The organism is Actinoplanes sp. NPDC049599 (genome assembly GCF_044465625.1).
GTDB lineage: Bacteria > Actinomycetota > Actinomycetes > Mycobacteriales > Micromonosporaceae > Actinoplanes.
This window is the reverse complement of the sequence record NZ_JBITLX010000015.1, coordinates 103,156-118,510: the sequence shown is the minus strand read 5'-3', so window position 1 is coordinate 118,510 and position 15,355 is coordinate 103,156. Positions and strand designations below refer to the sequence as shown.

Below are 15,355 nucleotides of genomic sequence, written 5' to 3'. Positions count from 1 at the left end.
GCCCCTCGTCCGCGCTGCCCTGGGGATCTCGTCGCGGGGGGGGGGGGGGCCCCCCCCCCCCCCCAAACCCCCCCCCCCCCCCGGGGGGGGGCCCCCCCCCCGGCCCCCGCCGTCCCAGCGCAACCACCGAAGCAGGGGAAGGCCAACCCGAAGCAGGGGGAAGGCTCAGACAACTTCTCCGGTAGGAACAGCTCCGACAGGCACCGGCCCAGTAGCCTTCGGCGTCTTACCCTGACGCCGGGTCCGACGCTCCAACCACCCCGCAAACGCCGTAAGCGAAGCGTTGACCGCGATATAGATGATCGCCGCAACAATCGCCGCCGCCACGATATTGCCGAAGTTCGCGGCCAGCGTGTTCACGCCGTCCTGCAGCAACTCCGAATACCCGATGATGTACCCCAGCGCCGTGTCCTTCACCAGCACCACCAACTGGCTGACGATCACCGGAAGCATCGCGCGGGCCGCCTGGGGGACCAGGATCTCGCGCATCACCTGGCTCTTGCGCATCCCGATCGCATAACCGGCCTCGCTCTGCCCGCGCGCCACCGACTTGATGCCCGCCCGGAACGCCTCCGCCAGCACTGAGCCGTTGTACAGCGTCAGGCCGATGACCACCGCCCAGAACGGGTCCATCGGCGCCTCGGTGATGAACGGGACGCCGTAGAAGATGAAGAACATCAGCAGCAGCAGCGGTACGGCCCGGAAGAACTCCACCACCATGCCGGACGGCACGCTCAGCCACCAGTGGTCGGAGAGCCGCCCCACCGAGAAGACGATGCCGAAGATCAGCGAGAGCACCATCGCGACGGCTGCCGCGCTCATGGTCGCCCACAGGCCCGGCAGGATGTAGTCCGTCCAGGTTGACGACTCGGTGAACGGCTTCCACAGCGCCGCCGCCCACTGGCCCTTCTCGTCGAACTTGCGGTAGATCCAGTACACCAGGGCCAGCGCCGCGACGCCGAAGACGCCGGTCAGCACGGCGTTGCGGGCTTTCGCCCGGGGGCCGGGGTGGTCGTAGAGCACAGCGTCGGCGCTCATCGCTTCACCGCCATCCGGTTGGCCAGCCAGCCGAAGGCGTAGCCGGTGGGGATCAGGACGATCGCGAAGGTGCCGGCGAAGACGAGGAAGATCGGGATGACCGCGTCGCCGTTGGCGTTGATGAGTTCCTTCATCGCGTTCGAGGATTCCGCCAGGCCGATCGTGCCGACGATCGTCGAGTTCTTCGCCAGGGCGATGAAGATGCTGCCCAGCGGGGCGATCACCGCGCGCCCGGCCTGCGGCAGGATCACCACGGTCAGGGTCTGGAAGAACGACATGCCGATCGCCCGGGCGGCCTCGGACTGCCCGGCCGGCACGGTGTTGATGCCGGAGCGGATCGCCTCGCACACGAACGCGGCGGTGTAGACCGACAGGCCGATCACGCCGAGCCAGTAGTTGTTGGGGTCGATGTCGTCGGCGACCTCGAGGCCCAGCGTCGAGAACAGGCCGAAGTAGCAGAAGAAGATGATCAGCGTCAGCGGCGTGTTCCGGAACGTGTTGACCCACAGGGTGCCGAAGCCGCGCAGCACGGGAACCGGCGAGACCCGCATCGCGGCGAGCACCACGCCGAGCACGAGCGCGCCCACGGTGCCGGCCGCGGTCAGCTTCAGGATCCAGAGGAATCCCGTCACGTACACGTCGATGTTGCTGGGATCGGAGAAGACGTCCATCGCCCTCACTTCCTCGCGGCGCGGCAGGGAACAACCGGGCGGGGCCGGCGTCGCCGGCCCCGCCCGTCCATCAGACGATCAGCTGCAGTTGGTGAGCTTGGCGACGTCGAGTTCCGGCGCCGCAGTGCCGCTCTTGCCGAGCGAGTTGTCCCACGCCGCCTTGTACGAGCCGTCGGCCGCGGCCGCCTTCAGGATCTCGTTGATCTTGTTGCAGCCCGCGGAGTCGTCCTTCTTGACGCCGACGCCGTAGGGCTCCTCGCTGAACTTCTTGCCGACGACCTTGAACTTGCCGGCGTACTGGTCCTGCGAGGCGTAGCCGGCCAGGATGATGTCGTCGGTGGTGACCGCGTCGACCTGACCGCCGGCCAGCGCCGTCACGCACTTGGAGTACGAGTCGAACTGCTGGAGCTTGGCGTCCTTGTACTCGGTCTGGATCCGCTTGGCCGGCGTGGAGCCGGAGACCGAGCAGACCTTCTTGCCGGCCAGCGACTCCGGGCCGGTGATCGTCGAGGTGGTCGGGACCAGCAGGTCCTGGCCGGCGATGTAGTACGGGCCGGCGAAGTTGACGACCTTCTTGCGCTCGTCGTTGATCGTGTAGGTCGCCACGACCACGTCGACCTGGCCCTGCTGGATGAACGGCTCACGGTTGGACGACACGGTCGTCTTGTATTCGATGCCGGACTCCGGGACGCCGAGACCCTTCGCGATGATCTTCGCGATCTCGATGTCGAAGCCGGTGTAGCTGCCACCGGTCTGCAGGCCGAGGCCCGGCTGGTCGGCCTTGACGCCGAAGACGAGCTTCTTGTCCTTCTCCGCCTTGCCCACGATGCCGCTGGTCGACGAGCCGGAGTCGGATCCGGTGTCGTCGCCGCCACATGCTGCCGCGGCCATCGCCAGGGCGAACGCCCCGACCAATGCCGTCATTCGGGTGATGCGCATCGTCCTGCTCCTCTGACTGGATACAACGAACTGCGGGAAACTACGAATATTCTGAGCTTGTACACCCGATGCAACGGCGCGACATCCGATATGGACGCTCAGTGGGTGAGGATCTTCGAGAGGAAGTCGCGGGCCCGCTCGCTCTTCGGGTTCGCGAAGAACTCGGCCGGCGGGGCCGACTCGACGAGCTGACCGTCGGCCATGAAGACCACCCGGTTGGCGGCGTGCCGGGCGAAGCCCATCTCGTGGGTGACCACGACCATCGTCATGCCCTCGCTGGCCAGCGCCGTCATGACGTCGAGCACCTCACCGACCATCTCCGGGTCGAGCGCGCTGGTGGGCTCGTCGAAGAGCAGCGCCTTGGGCTGCATGGCCAGGGCCCGGGCGATCGCGACCCGCTGCTGCTGACCGCCGGAGAGCTGGGCCGGGTACTTGTCCGCCTGGCTGGCGATGCCGACCCGGTCGAGCAGGCTCATCGCGCGTTCCCGTACCGCTGCGGGCTTTTCGCCGCGGACCTTGACCGGCCCGAGCATGACGTTCTGCAGGATGGTCTTGTGCGCGAAGAGGTTGAACGACTGGAAGACCATGCCGACCTCGCTGCGCAGCCGGGCCAGCGCCTTGCCCTCGGCCGGCAGCACCTGCCCGTCGAAGGTGATGGTGCCGGAGTTGATCGGCTCGAGCCGGTTGATCGCGCGGCACAGCGTCGACTTGCCCGACCCGGACGGTCCGATCACGACGACCACCTCGCCGCGGGCGACCGACAGGCTGACATCCTGCAGGACGTGCAGGGGTCCGAAGTACTTGTTGACGCCGTCGAGGACGATGAGAGGCTCGCTTGTCGGCACCGTCGGACCACCGTCCCGTCGTTGGGTTCACTCGGATGGGGTCACTCTAGGGTCGCGGTTGTATCGGTTCACGCCGAGATAGGTCACGGAGCGGTAACTGTGCAGGTGTACACCCGAAGGGATGTCCACGATGAGCGGTATGGCTGACGCCGATCCGACAGATGGGCTCTGGCGCTGGAGCGTCGCGGGACGCCCGGATGCGGCATTGGTGCACCAGGCGCTGTCGGGTGCGTTGCAGCGTCCGGTGACGACTCTGGACGCGCCCGCCGACGGCGCGGTGCTCTGCGACATCTGGCAGGTCGGCGGCGACTTCCCGACCGAGATCGAGTGCTTCCTGGCGCCGCACGACGTCGCCGAGGCGACCATCGCCAGCGCGGTGGCGGTCCGGCTCGGCGCCGACCTGCTGCTGCCGGACGACACCCTCAACCCCACCCGGTACGTGCTGGCCGAGCCGGACGGGACGCTGCGGGCCGTGCACGTCGACGAAGTGGAGACCGACGACGGTACGGAGCGCCGGCACCTGCGCCCCTGCACGGGCGCCGATCCGGCGTGTGCCCGCGGCCCGGGTTGCGGACGTTCGCGGTTCAAGCCGGTCCCGACGCCGGAGCGACCCGCGGCGGCTTAGGGACTACCCTGGTCAATTGCCATGACTACCGAGACTTCTCCCGCCGCCGCCCGCACCTACGACGTGCGCACCTACGGCTGCCAGATGAACGTGCACGACAGCGAGCGCATCTCCGGCCTCATGGAGGGCGCGGGCTACGTGCGGGCCGCGGATGCCGACGCGGCGGACGTGGTCGTCTTCAACACCTGCGCGGTACGGGAGAACGCCGACAACCGCCTCTACGGCAACCTCGGCCACCTGCGCCCGACCAAGCTGAAGAACCCGGGCATGCAGATCGCGGTCGGCGGCTGCCTGGCCCAGAAGGACCGCGGCGACATCGTCAAGCGCGCGCCCTGGGTGGACGTGGTGTTCGGCACGCACAACATCGGCTCGCTGCCGGCGCTGCTCGAACGCGCCCGGCACAACCAGGAGGCCGAGGTCGAGATCCTCGAGTCGCTCGAGGTCTTCCCGTCGACGCTGCCGACCCGCCGCGAGTCGACCTACGCCGGCTGGGTGTCGATCTCGGTGGGCTGCAACAACACCTGCACCTTCTGCATCGTCCCGGCGCTGCGCGGCAAGGAGAAGGACCGCCGCCCCGGCGACGTGCTCGCCGAGGTCGAGGCGCTGGTGGCCGAGGGCGTGCTCGAGGTCACTCTGCTCGGCCAGAACGTCAACTCCTACGGCGTGGAGTTCGGCGACCGGCTGGCGTTCGGCAAGCTGCTGCGGGCCTGCGGCGCCGTGCCAGGGCTGGAGCGGGTCCGGTTCACCAGCCCGCACCCGAAGGACTTCACCGACGACGTGATCGCCGCGATGGCCGAGACGCCGAACGTCTGCCACTCGCTGCACATGCCCCTGCAGTCCGGCTCCGACCAGGTGCTCAAGGCGATGCGCCGCAGCTACCGGGCGGAGAAGTACCTCGGCATCATCGACAAGGTCCGCGCCGCGATGCCGGACGCCGCGATCACCACGGACATCATCGTCGGCTTCCCGGGCGAGACCGAGGACGACTTCGAGCGCACCCTCGAGGTGGCCCGGGCGGCCCGCTTCTCCAGCGCCTTCACGTTCCAGTATTCGAAGCGCCCGGGCACCCCGGCCGCGACGATGGCCGAGCAGCTGCCCAAGCAGGTCGTCCAGCAGCGTTACGAGCGGCTGATCGCGACGCTCGAGGAGACCTCCTGGGCGGAGAACAAGAAGCAGCTGGGTCGCGAGGTCGAGGTGCTGGTCGCGACCGGCGAGGGCCGCAAGGACGAGCGCACCGGCCGGATGAGCGGCCGGGCCCGGGACGGCCGGCTGGTGCACTTCGCGACCGGCGAGCTCACCGGCATCCGGCCCGGCGACCTGGTCACGACCGTGATCACGTACGCGGCCCCGCACCACCTGAACGCCGACGGCGCGCCGCTGAGCCACCGCCGCACCCGGGCCGGCGACGCGCACGAGGCCGGCCGGGCCCCGCGCACCTCCGGCGTGACCCTGGGCCTGCCGACCGTGGGCGTGCCGGCGCCGCTGCCCGCGACCACCGGCGGCTGCGCGCTGTAAGCCTCAGGAAGCACGGTTCCGAGCCGATTCGGGAGCCGTGCTTCTGCGCTGGTATGCCGTGCTCTCCTTCGCCCTGGTGGCGGCGTACCCCGTGCTGTCCTACGACGCCCGCGCGATCCCTTTCCTGCTGGTCACGCTCGCTGCCGTGCCCGCGGTGCTGGCCGGCGTCCGGCGGAGCCGGGTCGGCGCCCGGCAGCCCTGGTGGCTGCTGCTGGCCGGCCTGGTGGTCTTCCAGGCCGGCAACCTGACCTGGCTCTGGGCGGTCTACGGCCAGCACCGGCTCAGCGGCGACGGCACCGCGGCGGACCTGCTGTTCAGCGTGGCGAACCTGCTGATGCTCGCCGGCGCGATGGTCGTGGTGGTACGGCGCGGCCGGCGGGACATCGGCGGCGTCATCGACTCCGCGATCGCGGCGCTGGCCCTCGGCGGCCTGCTCTGGGACACCGTCCTGCTGCCGCAACTGACCGAGGCCGGCGCCCCGATGGCCCGGCAGGGCGCCCTCTTCGTCAACGTTCTGGTCATGGCCGGTTCGCTGGGGGCGTTGCTGAGGGTCTCGCTGGTGGCGGCCGAGCGGCTGCCGGCCGTGTGGATGCTGGCCGGGGGCCTGGGCGCCGGCCTGTTCGGCAACCTCGCCGCGGCGATGACGATCGACTCGGCCACCGGCGTCCGGGCCGACTGGACCAACATGCCGTTCATGGTCGGCTACGTCCTCCTCGGGTGCGCCGCGCTGCACTCGTCGGCGCCCCGGATCACCGAGCCCGGTCCACAGCCGCGCGATGATCTCTCGATCGCCCGGCTCACCTTCCTCGGCATCATGACGGCGCTGATCCCGCTGGTCGGCGGCGGCCGGGTGATCTTCGGGCTGCCCACCGACGGATTGTTGATCGCGGTCGGCTCGGCGTTCGTGATCCCGCTGGTCATGATCCGCGTCGCCCGGGTGGCCGGTCAGCGCCGACGGGCGGAATCCGCCCTGCTGCGGATGGCGACCCACGACGCCCTCACTGGCCTGCCCAACCGCGCCGCCTGCCTGGACCGGCTGGAGACCGACCTGACCACCCTGCGCGCCGCCCACCCCGCCACGCCCGGGCTGGCCGTGCTCTTCACCGACCTCGACGGCTTCAAGCCGGTGAACGACCGGCTCGGGCACGCCGCCGGGGACCAGCTGCTGATCGAGGTCGCCGCCCGGCTCCGCGGCTGCGTCCGCGAGCAGGACCTGGTGAGCCGGTTCGGCGGCGACGAGTTCGTGGTGGTGTGCCGCGACGACGATCCGCGGGCCGCGGTCGAGGCGATCTGCGCGCGGATCCGCGAGATGGTGGAGCGCCCGCTGACCGTGGGCGGGGAGACCGTCCGCATCGGCCTGAGCGTCGGCGTGGCCTTCGCCGATCCGGCCGTCACCACCGACGACCTGGTCGGCCGCGCCGACCTCGCCATGTACGCCGCCAAGCAGACCAAGTCGATCGGCACCCTCAGCCTGGCCCTGGCCTGATCACCAGCTGATGCCGGCCCGCTCGGCCCGCGCCACACCCCAGTCATAGAGCGCCCGGCGGGAAGGCACCCGGCTGGCCAGGCAGAACTCGCAGCCCGGCGCCGAGGTCGTGCGGCAGGCGCCGGTGCCGCGTTGGGGCTGGGGGGTGGCGCCGCCGTACCGGGGATGATGGCGGGATGGATCTCCGCTTCGCCGACGTGACCGCCGCCCGCCCGATCGTGGACCGGCACCTGAGCCCGACGCCGCTGTCGTCCTACCCGGCCCTGGACCTGGCGACCGGGGCCACCGTGCTGGTCAAGCACGAGAACGCGCAGCCGGTCGGCGCGTTCAAGGTGCGTGGTGGCCTCACGCTGCTGGCCGGCCTGTCCGCGGCCGAGCGGGCGCGCGGCACGGTCAGCTACTCGACCGGCAACCACGCGCGGTCGCTTGCGTACGCCAGCAAGGTCTACGGCGCGCCGTGCACCGTGGTGATGCCGGCCGCGGCCGCCCCGGCCAAGGCGGCCGCGGTGGCGGAGCTGGGCGCCGAGGTGATTCTGCACGGCGCTGACCTGGAGGCCGCCCAGCACCACGCCGAGGCGCTCGCCGAGCGCACCGGCGCGCGGCTGGTCAGCCCGGGGGACACCCCGGAGCTGCTGGCCGGGGTGGGCACGCTCTACCTGGAGATCTTCGAGGCCCGGCCGGACATCGAGGTGCTGTTCGTGCCGGTGGGCAGCGGCACGGGCGCGGGCGCGGCCACCGTGGTGGCCCGCGAGCTGGCCCCGGCCTGCCAGGTCATCGCCGTCCAGTCCGAGCAGTCCCGGGCGGCGCACGACTCCTGGCGCTCCGGCACGCTGGAACGGCGTCCGAACCGCACCCGCGTCGACGGCCTGGCCACCGGCCGCGGCTTCGCCCTGCCCCAGCAGCTCCTGCGCGCCGGCCTGGCCGACTTCGTGCTGGTCACCGACGACGAGGTCAGCGCGGCGCAGCGGTTGCTGGCGGAGACCGCGGACACCGTCGCCGAGGGTGCGGGCGCGGCCGCGCTGGCCGGGCTGCTGGCCCGCCCGGACCTGTGCCGGGGCAGGCGGGTGGCCGTCGTCTGCACCGGCGGCAACGCGACCGACGCGGAACGAGCCGCACTGGGCGCGGCGTGACCGGAGCACCCAGCAAGAGTCCCGCCGGTCAGCCCGACTCACATCGGTGGGCTGGCGGCGGGACTCTGTGCGCGTACCGGAAGGGTTTTATCCTGCTTGCTCGGCCAGGGAGAGGAACTGGCGCTTCGAGGCCAGCGCCTGCTCGGCCTCCTTGATGCGCTTGGCGTCGCCCGCGGCCTGGGCCCGGGCCAGCCGCTGCTCGGCCTCGGCGACCTGCTCGCGCATCTGCTGGAGCAGCGGGTTGTCCTGCGGGGTGGTCTTGCGCCACGCCGAGTCCATCGCCACCCGGATGCGCTCCTCGGCGGTCCGCCAGCGGCGGTCCAGCGAGGCGGTCGACTCGCGGGGCACCCGGCCGGCATCGTGCCAGGCCGCCTGGAGGTCACGGAGCTTGTTCTGCGCGCCGCGCGGGTCGGCGTCGACGTCCAGGGCCTCGACCTCGGCCAGGATCGCCTGCTTCTTCTCCAGGTTGCCCTTGAACTCGGCGTCGCGGGCCGAGAAGACCTCGCTGCGCCGGCTGAAGAAGGCGTCCTGGGCGGCCCGGAAGCGTTCCCAGAGGCGCTGCTCGGCCTCCTTGGCGGCGCGGGGCGCGGCCTTCCACTCGTTCATCAGGTCCTTGAGCCGGTTGGCCGTGGTTGACCACTCGGTCGATTCGGCCAGCGTCTCGGCCTCCTTGACCAGCTCCTCCTTGGCGGTCTGCGCCTGCTTGCGCTGACCGTCGAGGGTGGCGAAGTGGGCGCCGCGGCGGCGGGTGAAGCCGTCCCGGGCAGTCGCGAAGCGCTTCCACAGCTCGCCGTCGGTCTTCTTGTCGACGCCGCGGATGGTCTTCCACTCGTCGAGGATCTCCTTGAGCCGGTCGCCCGCGCTCTTCCACCCGGTCGACTCGGCGGCGATCGTCTCCGCCTCCTCGACCAGGGCGGTCTTGCGCGCCAGCGCCTCGCCGCGGGCCACCTCGCGGGCGGCCTTGGCCTCGCCGGCCTTCTCCTCGGCGACCGTGGTCAGCCGGTCGAGGCGGGCGGCGAGCCCGTCGATGTCGCCGACCACGTGCGCCTCGTCCAGGCCGGCCCGGATCCGCTTCACGCTGGTCAGCGAGTGCGCGGCGTCGGCCGCGCCGGACTTGAGCCGGGCCTCGATGAGGTCGACCTCGGTCACCAGGTCCGCGAAGCGCCGGGCGAAGTGGGCCAGGCCCTCCTCGGGTGTGCCCGCCTGCCACGAGCCGACCACGCGGTCGCCCTCGGCCGTCTTCACATACACGGTGCCGTCGGCATCCACGCGCCCGAAGGCCGTCCAGTCGTTCATGAGCCCACCCTCGTTCTCCCGGCTGCGCGAGCCTCGCTGCTCGCGGCTGCCGCCATAGCGCAGTCGAATGCCATCATTCCACCGGCATTCTTTCTCGCGCATTGTCACAGGTCCAACCCGGTTCCGGGGAAGCGCCCGCGAACGACCGTGACCAGCCCGTTACGGTGGCTCCGTGCCATTGCTCCCATCTCCCGGAGTCGTCGCGGTCGTCGGACCCACCGCGGCCGGCAAATCCGCCCTCAGCATCGCGCTCGCGCACGCCCTGGGCGGCGAGGTGGTCAACGCCGACTCGATGCAGCTCTACCGGGGTATGGACATCGGCACCGCCAAACTGACCCCTGACGAGCGGGAAGGCGTCCCGCACCACGTGCTGGACGTCTGGGACGTGCGCGAGCCGGCGAGTGTCGCGGCGTACCAGGAGCTGGCCCGCGCGGCCGTCGACGACATCGTGGCGCGGGGCCGGGTGCCGCTGCTCGTCGGCGGGTCGGGGCTGTACCTCCGGGCAGTTCTGGAGGAATTTGAGTTTCCCGGTACGGATCCCGGCATTCGGGAGCGACTGGAGCGGGAGCTCGCCGCCGTGGGACCGGCGCCGCTGCACGCCCGGCTGCGCACGCTCGACGAGCCCGCCGCCGACAAGATCCTGCCGTCGAACGGCCGGCGCATCGTCCGCGCGCTGGAGGTGATCGAGCTGACCGGCGCGCCGTTCACCGCGGCGCTGCCGTCGCCGACGCCGTACTACCCCTCGGTGCAGATCGGGGTGGATCGCGACACCGAGGAGCTGGACCGGCGGATCGCCGACCGGGTGGACCTGATGTGGGCGGCCGGGCTGCCGGCCGAGGTGCGCGGGCTGGCCGGGCTGCGCGAGGGCCGGACGGCGAGCCGGGCGCTGGGCTATCAGCAGGCGCTGGCCCAGCTCGACGGCGCGCTGATCGAGGAGCAGGCGATCGAGGAGACCGTCCGGGCCACCCGCCGGTTCGTCCGCCGGCAGCGCTCCTGGTTCCGCCGCGACCCGCGGATCACCTGGCTCGACGGCGGGTCGCCGACCCTGAGGCAGGACGCGTTGGCGGCCTGTGCCGCGGCTGCGCGATGATGGACCGCGTGTTGTTCACCAAGGGCCATGGCACCGGCAACGACTTCGTCATCCTCGGCGACCCGGACGGGGTGCTCGAGCTGGCCCCCGCGCTGGTCGCCGCCCTCTGCGACCGGCACCGCGGGATCGGCGCCGACGGCGTGCTGCGGGTCGTGCGCAGCGCCAAGCACCACGACGGCGTCGCCTACGCGGGCGAGGCCGAGTGGTTCATGGACTACTGGAACGCCGACGGCTCGTCCGCCGAGATGTGCGGCAACGGCGTCCGCGTCTTCGCCCGCTACCTGGTGGCCAACGGCCTGGCCACGCCCGGCCCGGCGGGCCTGCCGGTGGCGACGCGGGCCGGTGTCGTGCGCGCGCTGGTCGGCGCGGACACCATCTCCGTCCACATGAACACCCCCCGGGTGTACGCGGCCAGCACCGCGACCGTCGGCCAGCTCACCTTCCCGGGCGTCGCGGTGAACTGCGGCAACCCGCACCTGGTCTGCGGCCTGCACGACAGCCTGCCGCTGTCCTCGCTCGACCTGCACGTGCCGCCCGGCTTCGACCCCGCGCTGTTCCGGTCCGGGGTGAACGTCGAGTTCACCACGCCGGGCGCGCCGGTCGAGGGCGCCGACCTGCACGTGCACATGCGGGTCTACGAACGCGGCTCGGCCGAGACGCTGTCCTGCGGCTCCGGCGCGCTGGCGGTCGGCGCGGTGGCGTTGCGCGACGCCGGGCTGGCCGAGGGCGTGGTCGCGGTGGACCTGCCGGGCGGCCGGCTGACCGTCACCCACCGCGACGGCGACTGGTGGCTGGCCGGGCCCGCCGTGCTGGTGGCCACGGGCGAGGTCGACCCGGCGGCCCTGTCCTGATGGCCGGGCTGCACCGCGTGGCACACCGCGGGTATTCCGCCGTCGCGCCCGAGAACACCCTGCCGGCCCTGGCCGCCGGGGTGCTGGCCGGCGCGACACTCATCGAGTTCGACGTGCGCACCACCGCCGACGGCGTGCCCGTGGTGATCCACGACCGGACGGTCGACCGCACCACCGACGGCACCGGCCACGTCGCCGAGCTGACCCTGGACGAGATCGCCGCGCTGGACGCCGGCTCCTGGTTCTCCCCGGCATACGCGGGCACCCGGATCCCGCTGCTGCGCGAGGTCATCGACCTGCTCCGGGCGCCCGGGCCCGAGCTGCTGCTGGAGATCAAGCCGCCGGCCACCCTGGAACAGGTGAAAGTGATCATCGGCCAGGTCATCGAGGCGGGGCTGCTGGAGCGGACGGTCGTGCAGAGCTTCGACCCGGCCGTGGTGCGGCTGGCCGGCGAGGTCGCCCCGGAGGTGCGCCTGGGCCTGCTCCGGCACGGCTTCGACGACGAGCAGGAACGCGTCGCCCGGGAACTGGGCATCAGCTACGTCAACCCGGACCTGCGCGCGGTGCTCGCCGAGCCGGCCACGGTGGCGGCGCTGGCCGGCTCGGGCGTCGGGGTCATGCCCTGGACGCCCAACGACCCGTCGGTGTGGGAGCCGCTGGTGGCGGCCGGGGTGGCCGGCCTGATCAACGATCGGACCGGCGAGCTCACCGGTTGGACCATCGCCCGCGGCCTGGCCTGATCGTCTCGGACCAGCCCAGGCCCCGGTGCGTCAGAAGGTGGCCTCGGGGGCCATGTCCAGCTCGGCCTCGGGGACGGCCGCCGGGTTGGCCGGGGCGTGCGCGGTGCCCTTGACCACCGCGCGGATCGCCGCCGCCACCGCCGGGGTGACCCGCGGGTCGAAGACGCTCGGCACGATCACCGTCGGGTTGAGCTTGTCGTCGCCCACCACGTTGGCGATCGCCATCGCCGCGGCCAGCGCCATCTCCTCGGTGAACTCCTCGGCGCTGACGTCGAGCATGCCGCGGAACACGCCGGGGAAGGCCAGCACGTTGTTGATCTGATTGGGCTGGTCCGAGCGCCCGGTGGCGACCACCGCGGCGTGCTGACGGGCCGCCCGCGGGTCGACCTCCGGGTCGGGGTTGGCCAGGGCGAACACGATCGACTTGTCCGCCATCCGGGCGATGTCGTCACCGGTGAGCAGGTTCGGCGCGCTCACCCCGATGAACACGTCCGCGCCCACGATCGCCCCGGCCAGGTCGCCGGAGTAGTTGTCGCGGTTGGTGTGCTCGGTGAGCCACTGCCAGGTCGGGTTGAGGTCGTCCATGCCGCGGTGCAGGGCGCCCCGGCGGTCGTACGCGATGATGTCGCCCACGCCCTGGCGCAGCAGCAGCTTCATGATCGCGGTGCCCGCGGCCCCCGCGCCGGAGACCACGACCCGGACGTCGGCCAGGTTCTTGCCGACCACCCGCAGCGCGTTGGTCAGCGCGGCCAGCACGCAGATCGCGGTGCCGTGCTGGTCGTCGTGGAAGACCGGGATGTCCAGCAGCTCGCGCAGCCGCATCTCGATCTCGAAGCACCGCGGCGCCGCGATGTCCTCCAGGTTGATCCCGCCGTACGCCGGGGCGATCGCCTTGACGATCGCCACGATCTCGTCGGTGTCCTGGGTGTCGAGCACCACCGGCCAGGCGTCCACCCCGCCGAAGCGCTTGAAGAGGGCGGCCTTGCCCTCCATCACCGGCATCGCCGCGTACGGGCCGATGTTGCCCAGGCCCAGGACGGCCGAGCCGTCGCTGACCACGGCGACCGTGTTGCGCTTGATGGTGAGCCGGCGCGCGTCGGCCGGGTTCTCCGCGATGGCCATGCAGACCCGCGCCACGCCCGGGGTGTACGCCCGGGACAGTTCATCGCGGTTGCGCAGGGCGACCTTCGAGTTGACCTCGATCTTGCCGCCCAGGTGCAGCAGGAAGGTGCGGTCGGAGACCTTGCGGACGTCGACGCCGTCCTGCTCCTCCAGCTGCTTGACCACCTGGTCGGCGTGGCTGGAGTCGGCGGTGTCGCAGGTGAGGTCGACGAGCACCCGGGTGGGGTCGGAGTCCACCACGTCGAGGGCCGTCACGATCGCACCGGCCTCGCCGACGCAGGTGGTGAGCCGGCCGATGGATGAGGCGTCGGCGGTCACGGCGATACGGATCGTGATCGAGAATCCTGCACTGGGCAGGCGGGTGGTCACCACGGTGTTCCCTCCGTCGTTGGCGGGTGCGTACCCGCATTCTTGCGCTTCGGGAATACCGGGTACCAATCCGGTGGTTATCTCCAGAGTCAGACACTCCTGCGACAACGCCCCGCCGGGTTATGTGGATGCGCCGGCCCGCCCGGCGTGCCACGATCGGGCGGAGGAGGTCACCTTTTGCGTACTGAGGCATTGGAACCGGAAGTCACCACCGGCGAGCTGGAGCTCGAGGAGCGCCACTCGCTGCGGCGGGTAGCCGGTCTCTCCACCGAGCTCACGGACATCACCGAGGTCGAGTACCGCCAGCTGCGGCTCGAACGGGTCGTCCTGGTCGGCGTCTGGACCGGCGGCAGCATCGCCGACGCGGAGAACTCGCTCACCGAGCTCGCCGCGCTGGCCGAGACGGCCGGTTCCGAGGTGCTCGAGGGCCTCATCCAGCGCCGCAGCCAGCCCGACGCGGCCACCTTCATCGGCCGCGGCAAGGTCGACGAGCTGCGCGACGTGGTCATCGCCACCGGCGCCGACACGGTCATCTGCGACGGCGAGCTCTCGCCCTCCCAGCTCCGCAAGCTCGAGGAGCAGGTCAAGGTCAAGGTCGTCGACCGGACCGCGCTGATCCTGGACATCTTCGCCCAGCACGCGAAGAGCAAGGAAGGCAAGGCCCAGGTCGAGCTGGCCCAGCTGCAGTACCTGCTGCCCCGGCTGCGCGGCTGGGGTGAGTCGCTGTCCCGCCAGGGCGGTGGCGCGGGCGGGTCGGGCGGCGGCGTCGGCACCCGCGGTCCCGGTGAGACCAAGATCGAGACCGACCGCCGGCGGATCAACACCCGGATCTCCAAGCTCAAGCGCGAGATCAAGGCGCTCCGCACGGTACGCCAGACGAAGCGCGCCAAGCGCACCAACAGCGGCGTGCCCGCGGTGGCGATCGCCGGCTACACCAACGCCGGCAAGTCGAGCCTGCTCAACCGCCTCACCTCGGCGGGCGTGCTGGTGGAGGACGCGCTGTTCGCGACCCTCGACCCGACGACCCGCCGGACGGCCGCCGAGGACGGGCGCGTGTTCACGCTCTCCGACACGGTCGGCTTCGTCCGGCACCTGCCGCACCACATCGTCGAGGCGTTCCGCTCGACGCTGGAGGAGGTCGCGTACTCGGACCTCATCGTGCACGTGGTGGACGGCGCGCACCCCGACCCCGAAGGTCAGGTCTCGGCGGTCCGCGAGGTGCTCGGCGAGGTGGGTGCCGACCGCATCCCCGAGCTGCTGGTCGTCAACAAGATGGACGCGGCCGACGAGGAGACCATCCTGCGGCTGAAGCGGGCCTGGCCGGACGCGGTGTTCGTGTCGGCGCGCTCGGGGCTGGGCATCGAGGCGCTGCACGCGGCGATCGCCGCCCGGCTGCCCCGGCCGGCGGTGGACCTACGGGTGCTGCTGCCGTACGACCGGGGTGATCTGGTGGCCCGGATCCACCGCACCGGGCAGGTGCTGGAGACCCGGCACACCGAGCAGGGCACCGAACTGCGGGTGCGGGTGGGCGACCAGCTGGCCGCCGAACTCGAGAACTTCCTGGCGCCCTGAGCCGCCGACCCGGCTGACCAGGGTTGATCCACGCGTAACACCGACACGAGACGCCGCATGCGACAC

14 protein-coding genes are annotated in these 15,355 nt (G+C 71.5%); 8 read left to right on the top strand and 6 right to left on the bottom strand.

From position 1 onward, the window contains the following. Nucleotides 1-165: 165 nt before the first annotated feature. The 4 genes from ACIBQZ_RS25235 to ACIBQZ_RS25220 form a co-directional block, all read right to left on the bottom strand. Entirely contained in the window at nucleotides 166-1,038 is an 873-nt protein-coding gene (locus ACIBQZ_RS25235; RefSeq protein WP_396091228.1) for an amino acid ABC transporter permease, read from the bottom strand. After that, on the bottom strand, nucleotides 1,035-1,709 hold the full coding sequence (locus ACIBQZ_RS25230) for an amino acid ABC transporter permease (protein WP_396091227.1): 675 nt from the start codon (nucleotides 1,707-1,709) through the stop codon (nucleotides 1,035-1,037). Before ACIBQZ_RS25230 ends, ACIBQZ_RS25235 begins: the two co-directional genes overlap by 4 nt. 78 nt (nucleotides 1,710-1,787) lie before the next feature. Further along, nucleotides 1,788-2,648 carry a glutamate ABC transporter substrate-binding protein gene (locus ACIBQZ_RS25225; protein WP_396091226.1) on the bottom strand — a complete coding sequence of 287 codons (861 nt, stop codon included), beginning with the start codon at nucleotides 2,646-2,648 and terminating at the stop codon, nucleotides 1,788-1,790. Between the two features lie 98 nt (nucleotides 2,649-2,746). Beyond that, entirely contained in the window at nucleotides 2,747-3,493 is a 747-nt protein-coding gene (locus ACIBQZ_RS25220) for an amino acid ABC transporter ATP-binding protein (RefSeq protein WP_396091225.1), read from the bottom strand. A gap of 139 nt (nucleotides 3,494-3,632) precedes the next feature. Between ACIBQZ_RS25220 and ACIBQZ_RS25215 the strand changes: the two genes are divergently transcribed. The 4 genes from ACIBQZ_RS25215 (at nucleotide 3,633) to ACIBQZ_RS25200 (ending at nucleotide 8,249) form a co-directional block, all read left to right on the top strand. Beyond that, nucleotides 3,633-4,118, top strand: coding sequence for a hypothetical protein (locus tag ACIBQZ_RS25215; protein ID WP_396091224.1), 486 nt, complete (start codon nucleotides 3,633-3,635; stop codon nucleotides 4,116-4,118). A 21-nt stretch (nucleotides 4,119-4,139) separates the two neighbouring features. After that, on the top strand, nucleotides 4,140-5,633 hold the full coding sequence (miaB, locus tag ACIBQZ_RS25210; protein WP_396091223.1) for a tRNA (N6-isopentenyl adenosine(37)-C2)-methylthiotransferase MiaB: 1,494 nt from the start codon (nucleotides 4,140-4,142) through the stop codon (nucleotides 5,631-5,633). A 37-nt stretch (nucleotides 5,634-5,670) separates the two neighbouring features. After that, the gene (locus ACIBQZ_RS25205; protein ID WP_396091222.1) at nucleotides 5,671-7,119 is read left to right on the top strand and encodes a diguanylate cyclase domain-containing protein; all 1,449 of its coding nucleotides are present in this window, start codon (nucleotides 5,671-5,673) and stop codon (nucleotides 7,117-7,119) included. A gap of 176 nt (nucleotides 7,120-7,295) precedes the next feature. Continuing rightward, nucleotides 7,296-8,249 (top strand): threonine/serine dehydratase, encoded by a 954-nt coding sequence (locus ACIBQZ_RS25200; RefSeq protein WP_396091221.1) that lies wholly within the window; start codon nucleotides 7,296-7,298, stop codon nucleotides 8,247-8,249. 87 nt (nucleotides 8,250-8,336) lie between these two features. Here the strand turns inward: ACIBQZ_RS25200 and ACIBQZ_RS25195 are convergent, their stop codons facing one another. Further along, nucleotides 8,337-9,545 (bottom strand): DUF349 domain-containing protein, encoded by a 1,209-nt coding sequence (locus tag ACIBQZ_RS25195; protein WP_396091220.1) that lies wholly within the window; start codon nucleotides 9,543-9,545, stop codon nucleotides 8,337-8,339. Nucleotides 9,546-9,717: 172 nt separating this feature from the next. Between ACIBQZ_RS25195 and miaA the strand changes: the two genes are divergently transcribed. The 3 genes from miaA to ACIBQZ_RS25180 are packed head-to-tail and all read left to right on the top strand — an operon-like array spanning nucleotide 9,718 to nucleotide 12,226. Further along, a complete protein-coding gene (gene miaA / locus ACIBQZ_RS25190) occupies nucleotides 9,718-10,635 on the top strand; it encodes a tRNA (adenosine(37)-N6)-dimethylallyltransferase MiaA (protein WP_396091219.1) in 918 nt (305 codons plus the stop codon). Further along, nucleotides 10,635-11,486: a diaminopimelate epimerase gene (gene dapF, locus ACIBQZ_RS25185; protein WP_396091308.1), complete on the top strand. Its 852-nt coding sequence runs from the start codon at nucleotides 10,635-10,637 to the stop codon at nucleotides 11,484-11,486. The genes miaA and dapF overlap by 1 nt, the downstream gene beginning before the upstream one ends. Then, on the top strand, nucleotides 11,486-12,226 hold the full coding sequence (locus ACIBQZ_RS25180; protein WP_396091218.1) for a glycerophosphodiester phosphodiesterase: 741 nt from the start codon (nucleotides 11,486-11,488) through the stop codon (nucleotides 12,224-12,226). Before dapF ends, ACIBQZ_RS25180 begins: the two co-directional genes overlap by 1 nt. Nucleotides 12,227-12,256: 30 nt before the next feature. Here ACIBQZ_RS25180 and ACIBQZ_RS25175 read toward each other — a convergent pair whose 3' ends face one another. Beyond that, a complete protein-coding gene (locus tag ACIBQZ_RS25175; RefSeq protein ID WP_396091217.1) occupies nucleotides 12,257-13,720 on the bottom strand; it encodes an NAD-dependent malic enzyme in 1,464 nt (487 codons plus the stop codon). Between the two features lie 189 nt (nucleotides 13,721-13,909). Between ACIBQZ_RS25175 and hflX the strand changes: the two genes are divergently transcribed. Further along, the gene (gene hflX, locus ACIBQZ_RS25170) at nucleotides 13,910-15,289 is read left to right on the top strand and encodes a GTPase HflX (protein WP_396091216.1); all 1,380 of its coding nucleotides are present in this window, start codon (nucleotides 13,910-13,912) and stop codon (nucleotides 15,287-15,289) included. Nucleotides 15,290-15,355: the final 66 nt, after the last annotated feature.

Bases quoted from the DNA above. Each gene is read 5' to 3' on its own strand.
- ACIBQZ_RS25225 (WP_396091226.1), bottom strand. From the start codon at position 2,648: ATGCGCATCACCCGAATGACGGCATTGGTCGGGGCGTTCGCCCTGGCG.
- ACIBQZ_RS25195 (WP_396091220.1), bottom strand. From the start codon at position 9,545: ATGAACGACTGGACGGCCTTCGGGCGCGTGGATGCCGACGGCACCGTG.
- ACIBQZ_RS25235 (WP_396091228.1), bottom strand. From the start codon at position 1,038: ATGAGCGCCGACGCTGTGCTCTACGACCACCCCGGCCCCCGGGCGAAA.
- ACIBQZ_RS25180 (WP_396091218.1), top strand. From the start codon at position 11,486: ATGGCCGGGCTGCACCGCGTGGCACACCGCGGGTATTCCGCCGTCGCG.
- miaB (WP_396091223.1), top strand. From the start codon at position 4,140: ATGACTACCGAGACTTCTCCCGCCGCCGCCCGCACCTACGACGTGCGC.
- dapF (WP_396091308.1), top strand. From the start codon at position 10,635: ATGGACCGCGTGTTGTTCACCAAGGGCCATGGCACCGGCAACGACTTC.
- ACIBQZ_RS25215 (WP_396091224.1), top strand. From the start codon at position 3,633: ATGGCTGACGCCGATCCGACAGATGGGCTCTGGCGCTGGAGCGTCGCG.
- ACIBQZ_RS25230 (WP_396091227.1), bottom strand. From the start codon at position 1,709: ATGGACGTCTTCTCCGATCCCAGCAACATCGACGTGTACGTGACGGGA.
- ACIBQZ_RS25200 (WP_396091221.1), top strand. From the start codon at position 7,296: ATGGATCTCCGCTTCGCCGACGTGACCGCCGCCCGCCCGATCGTGGAC.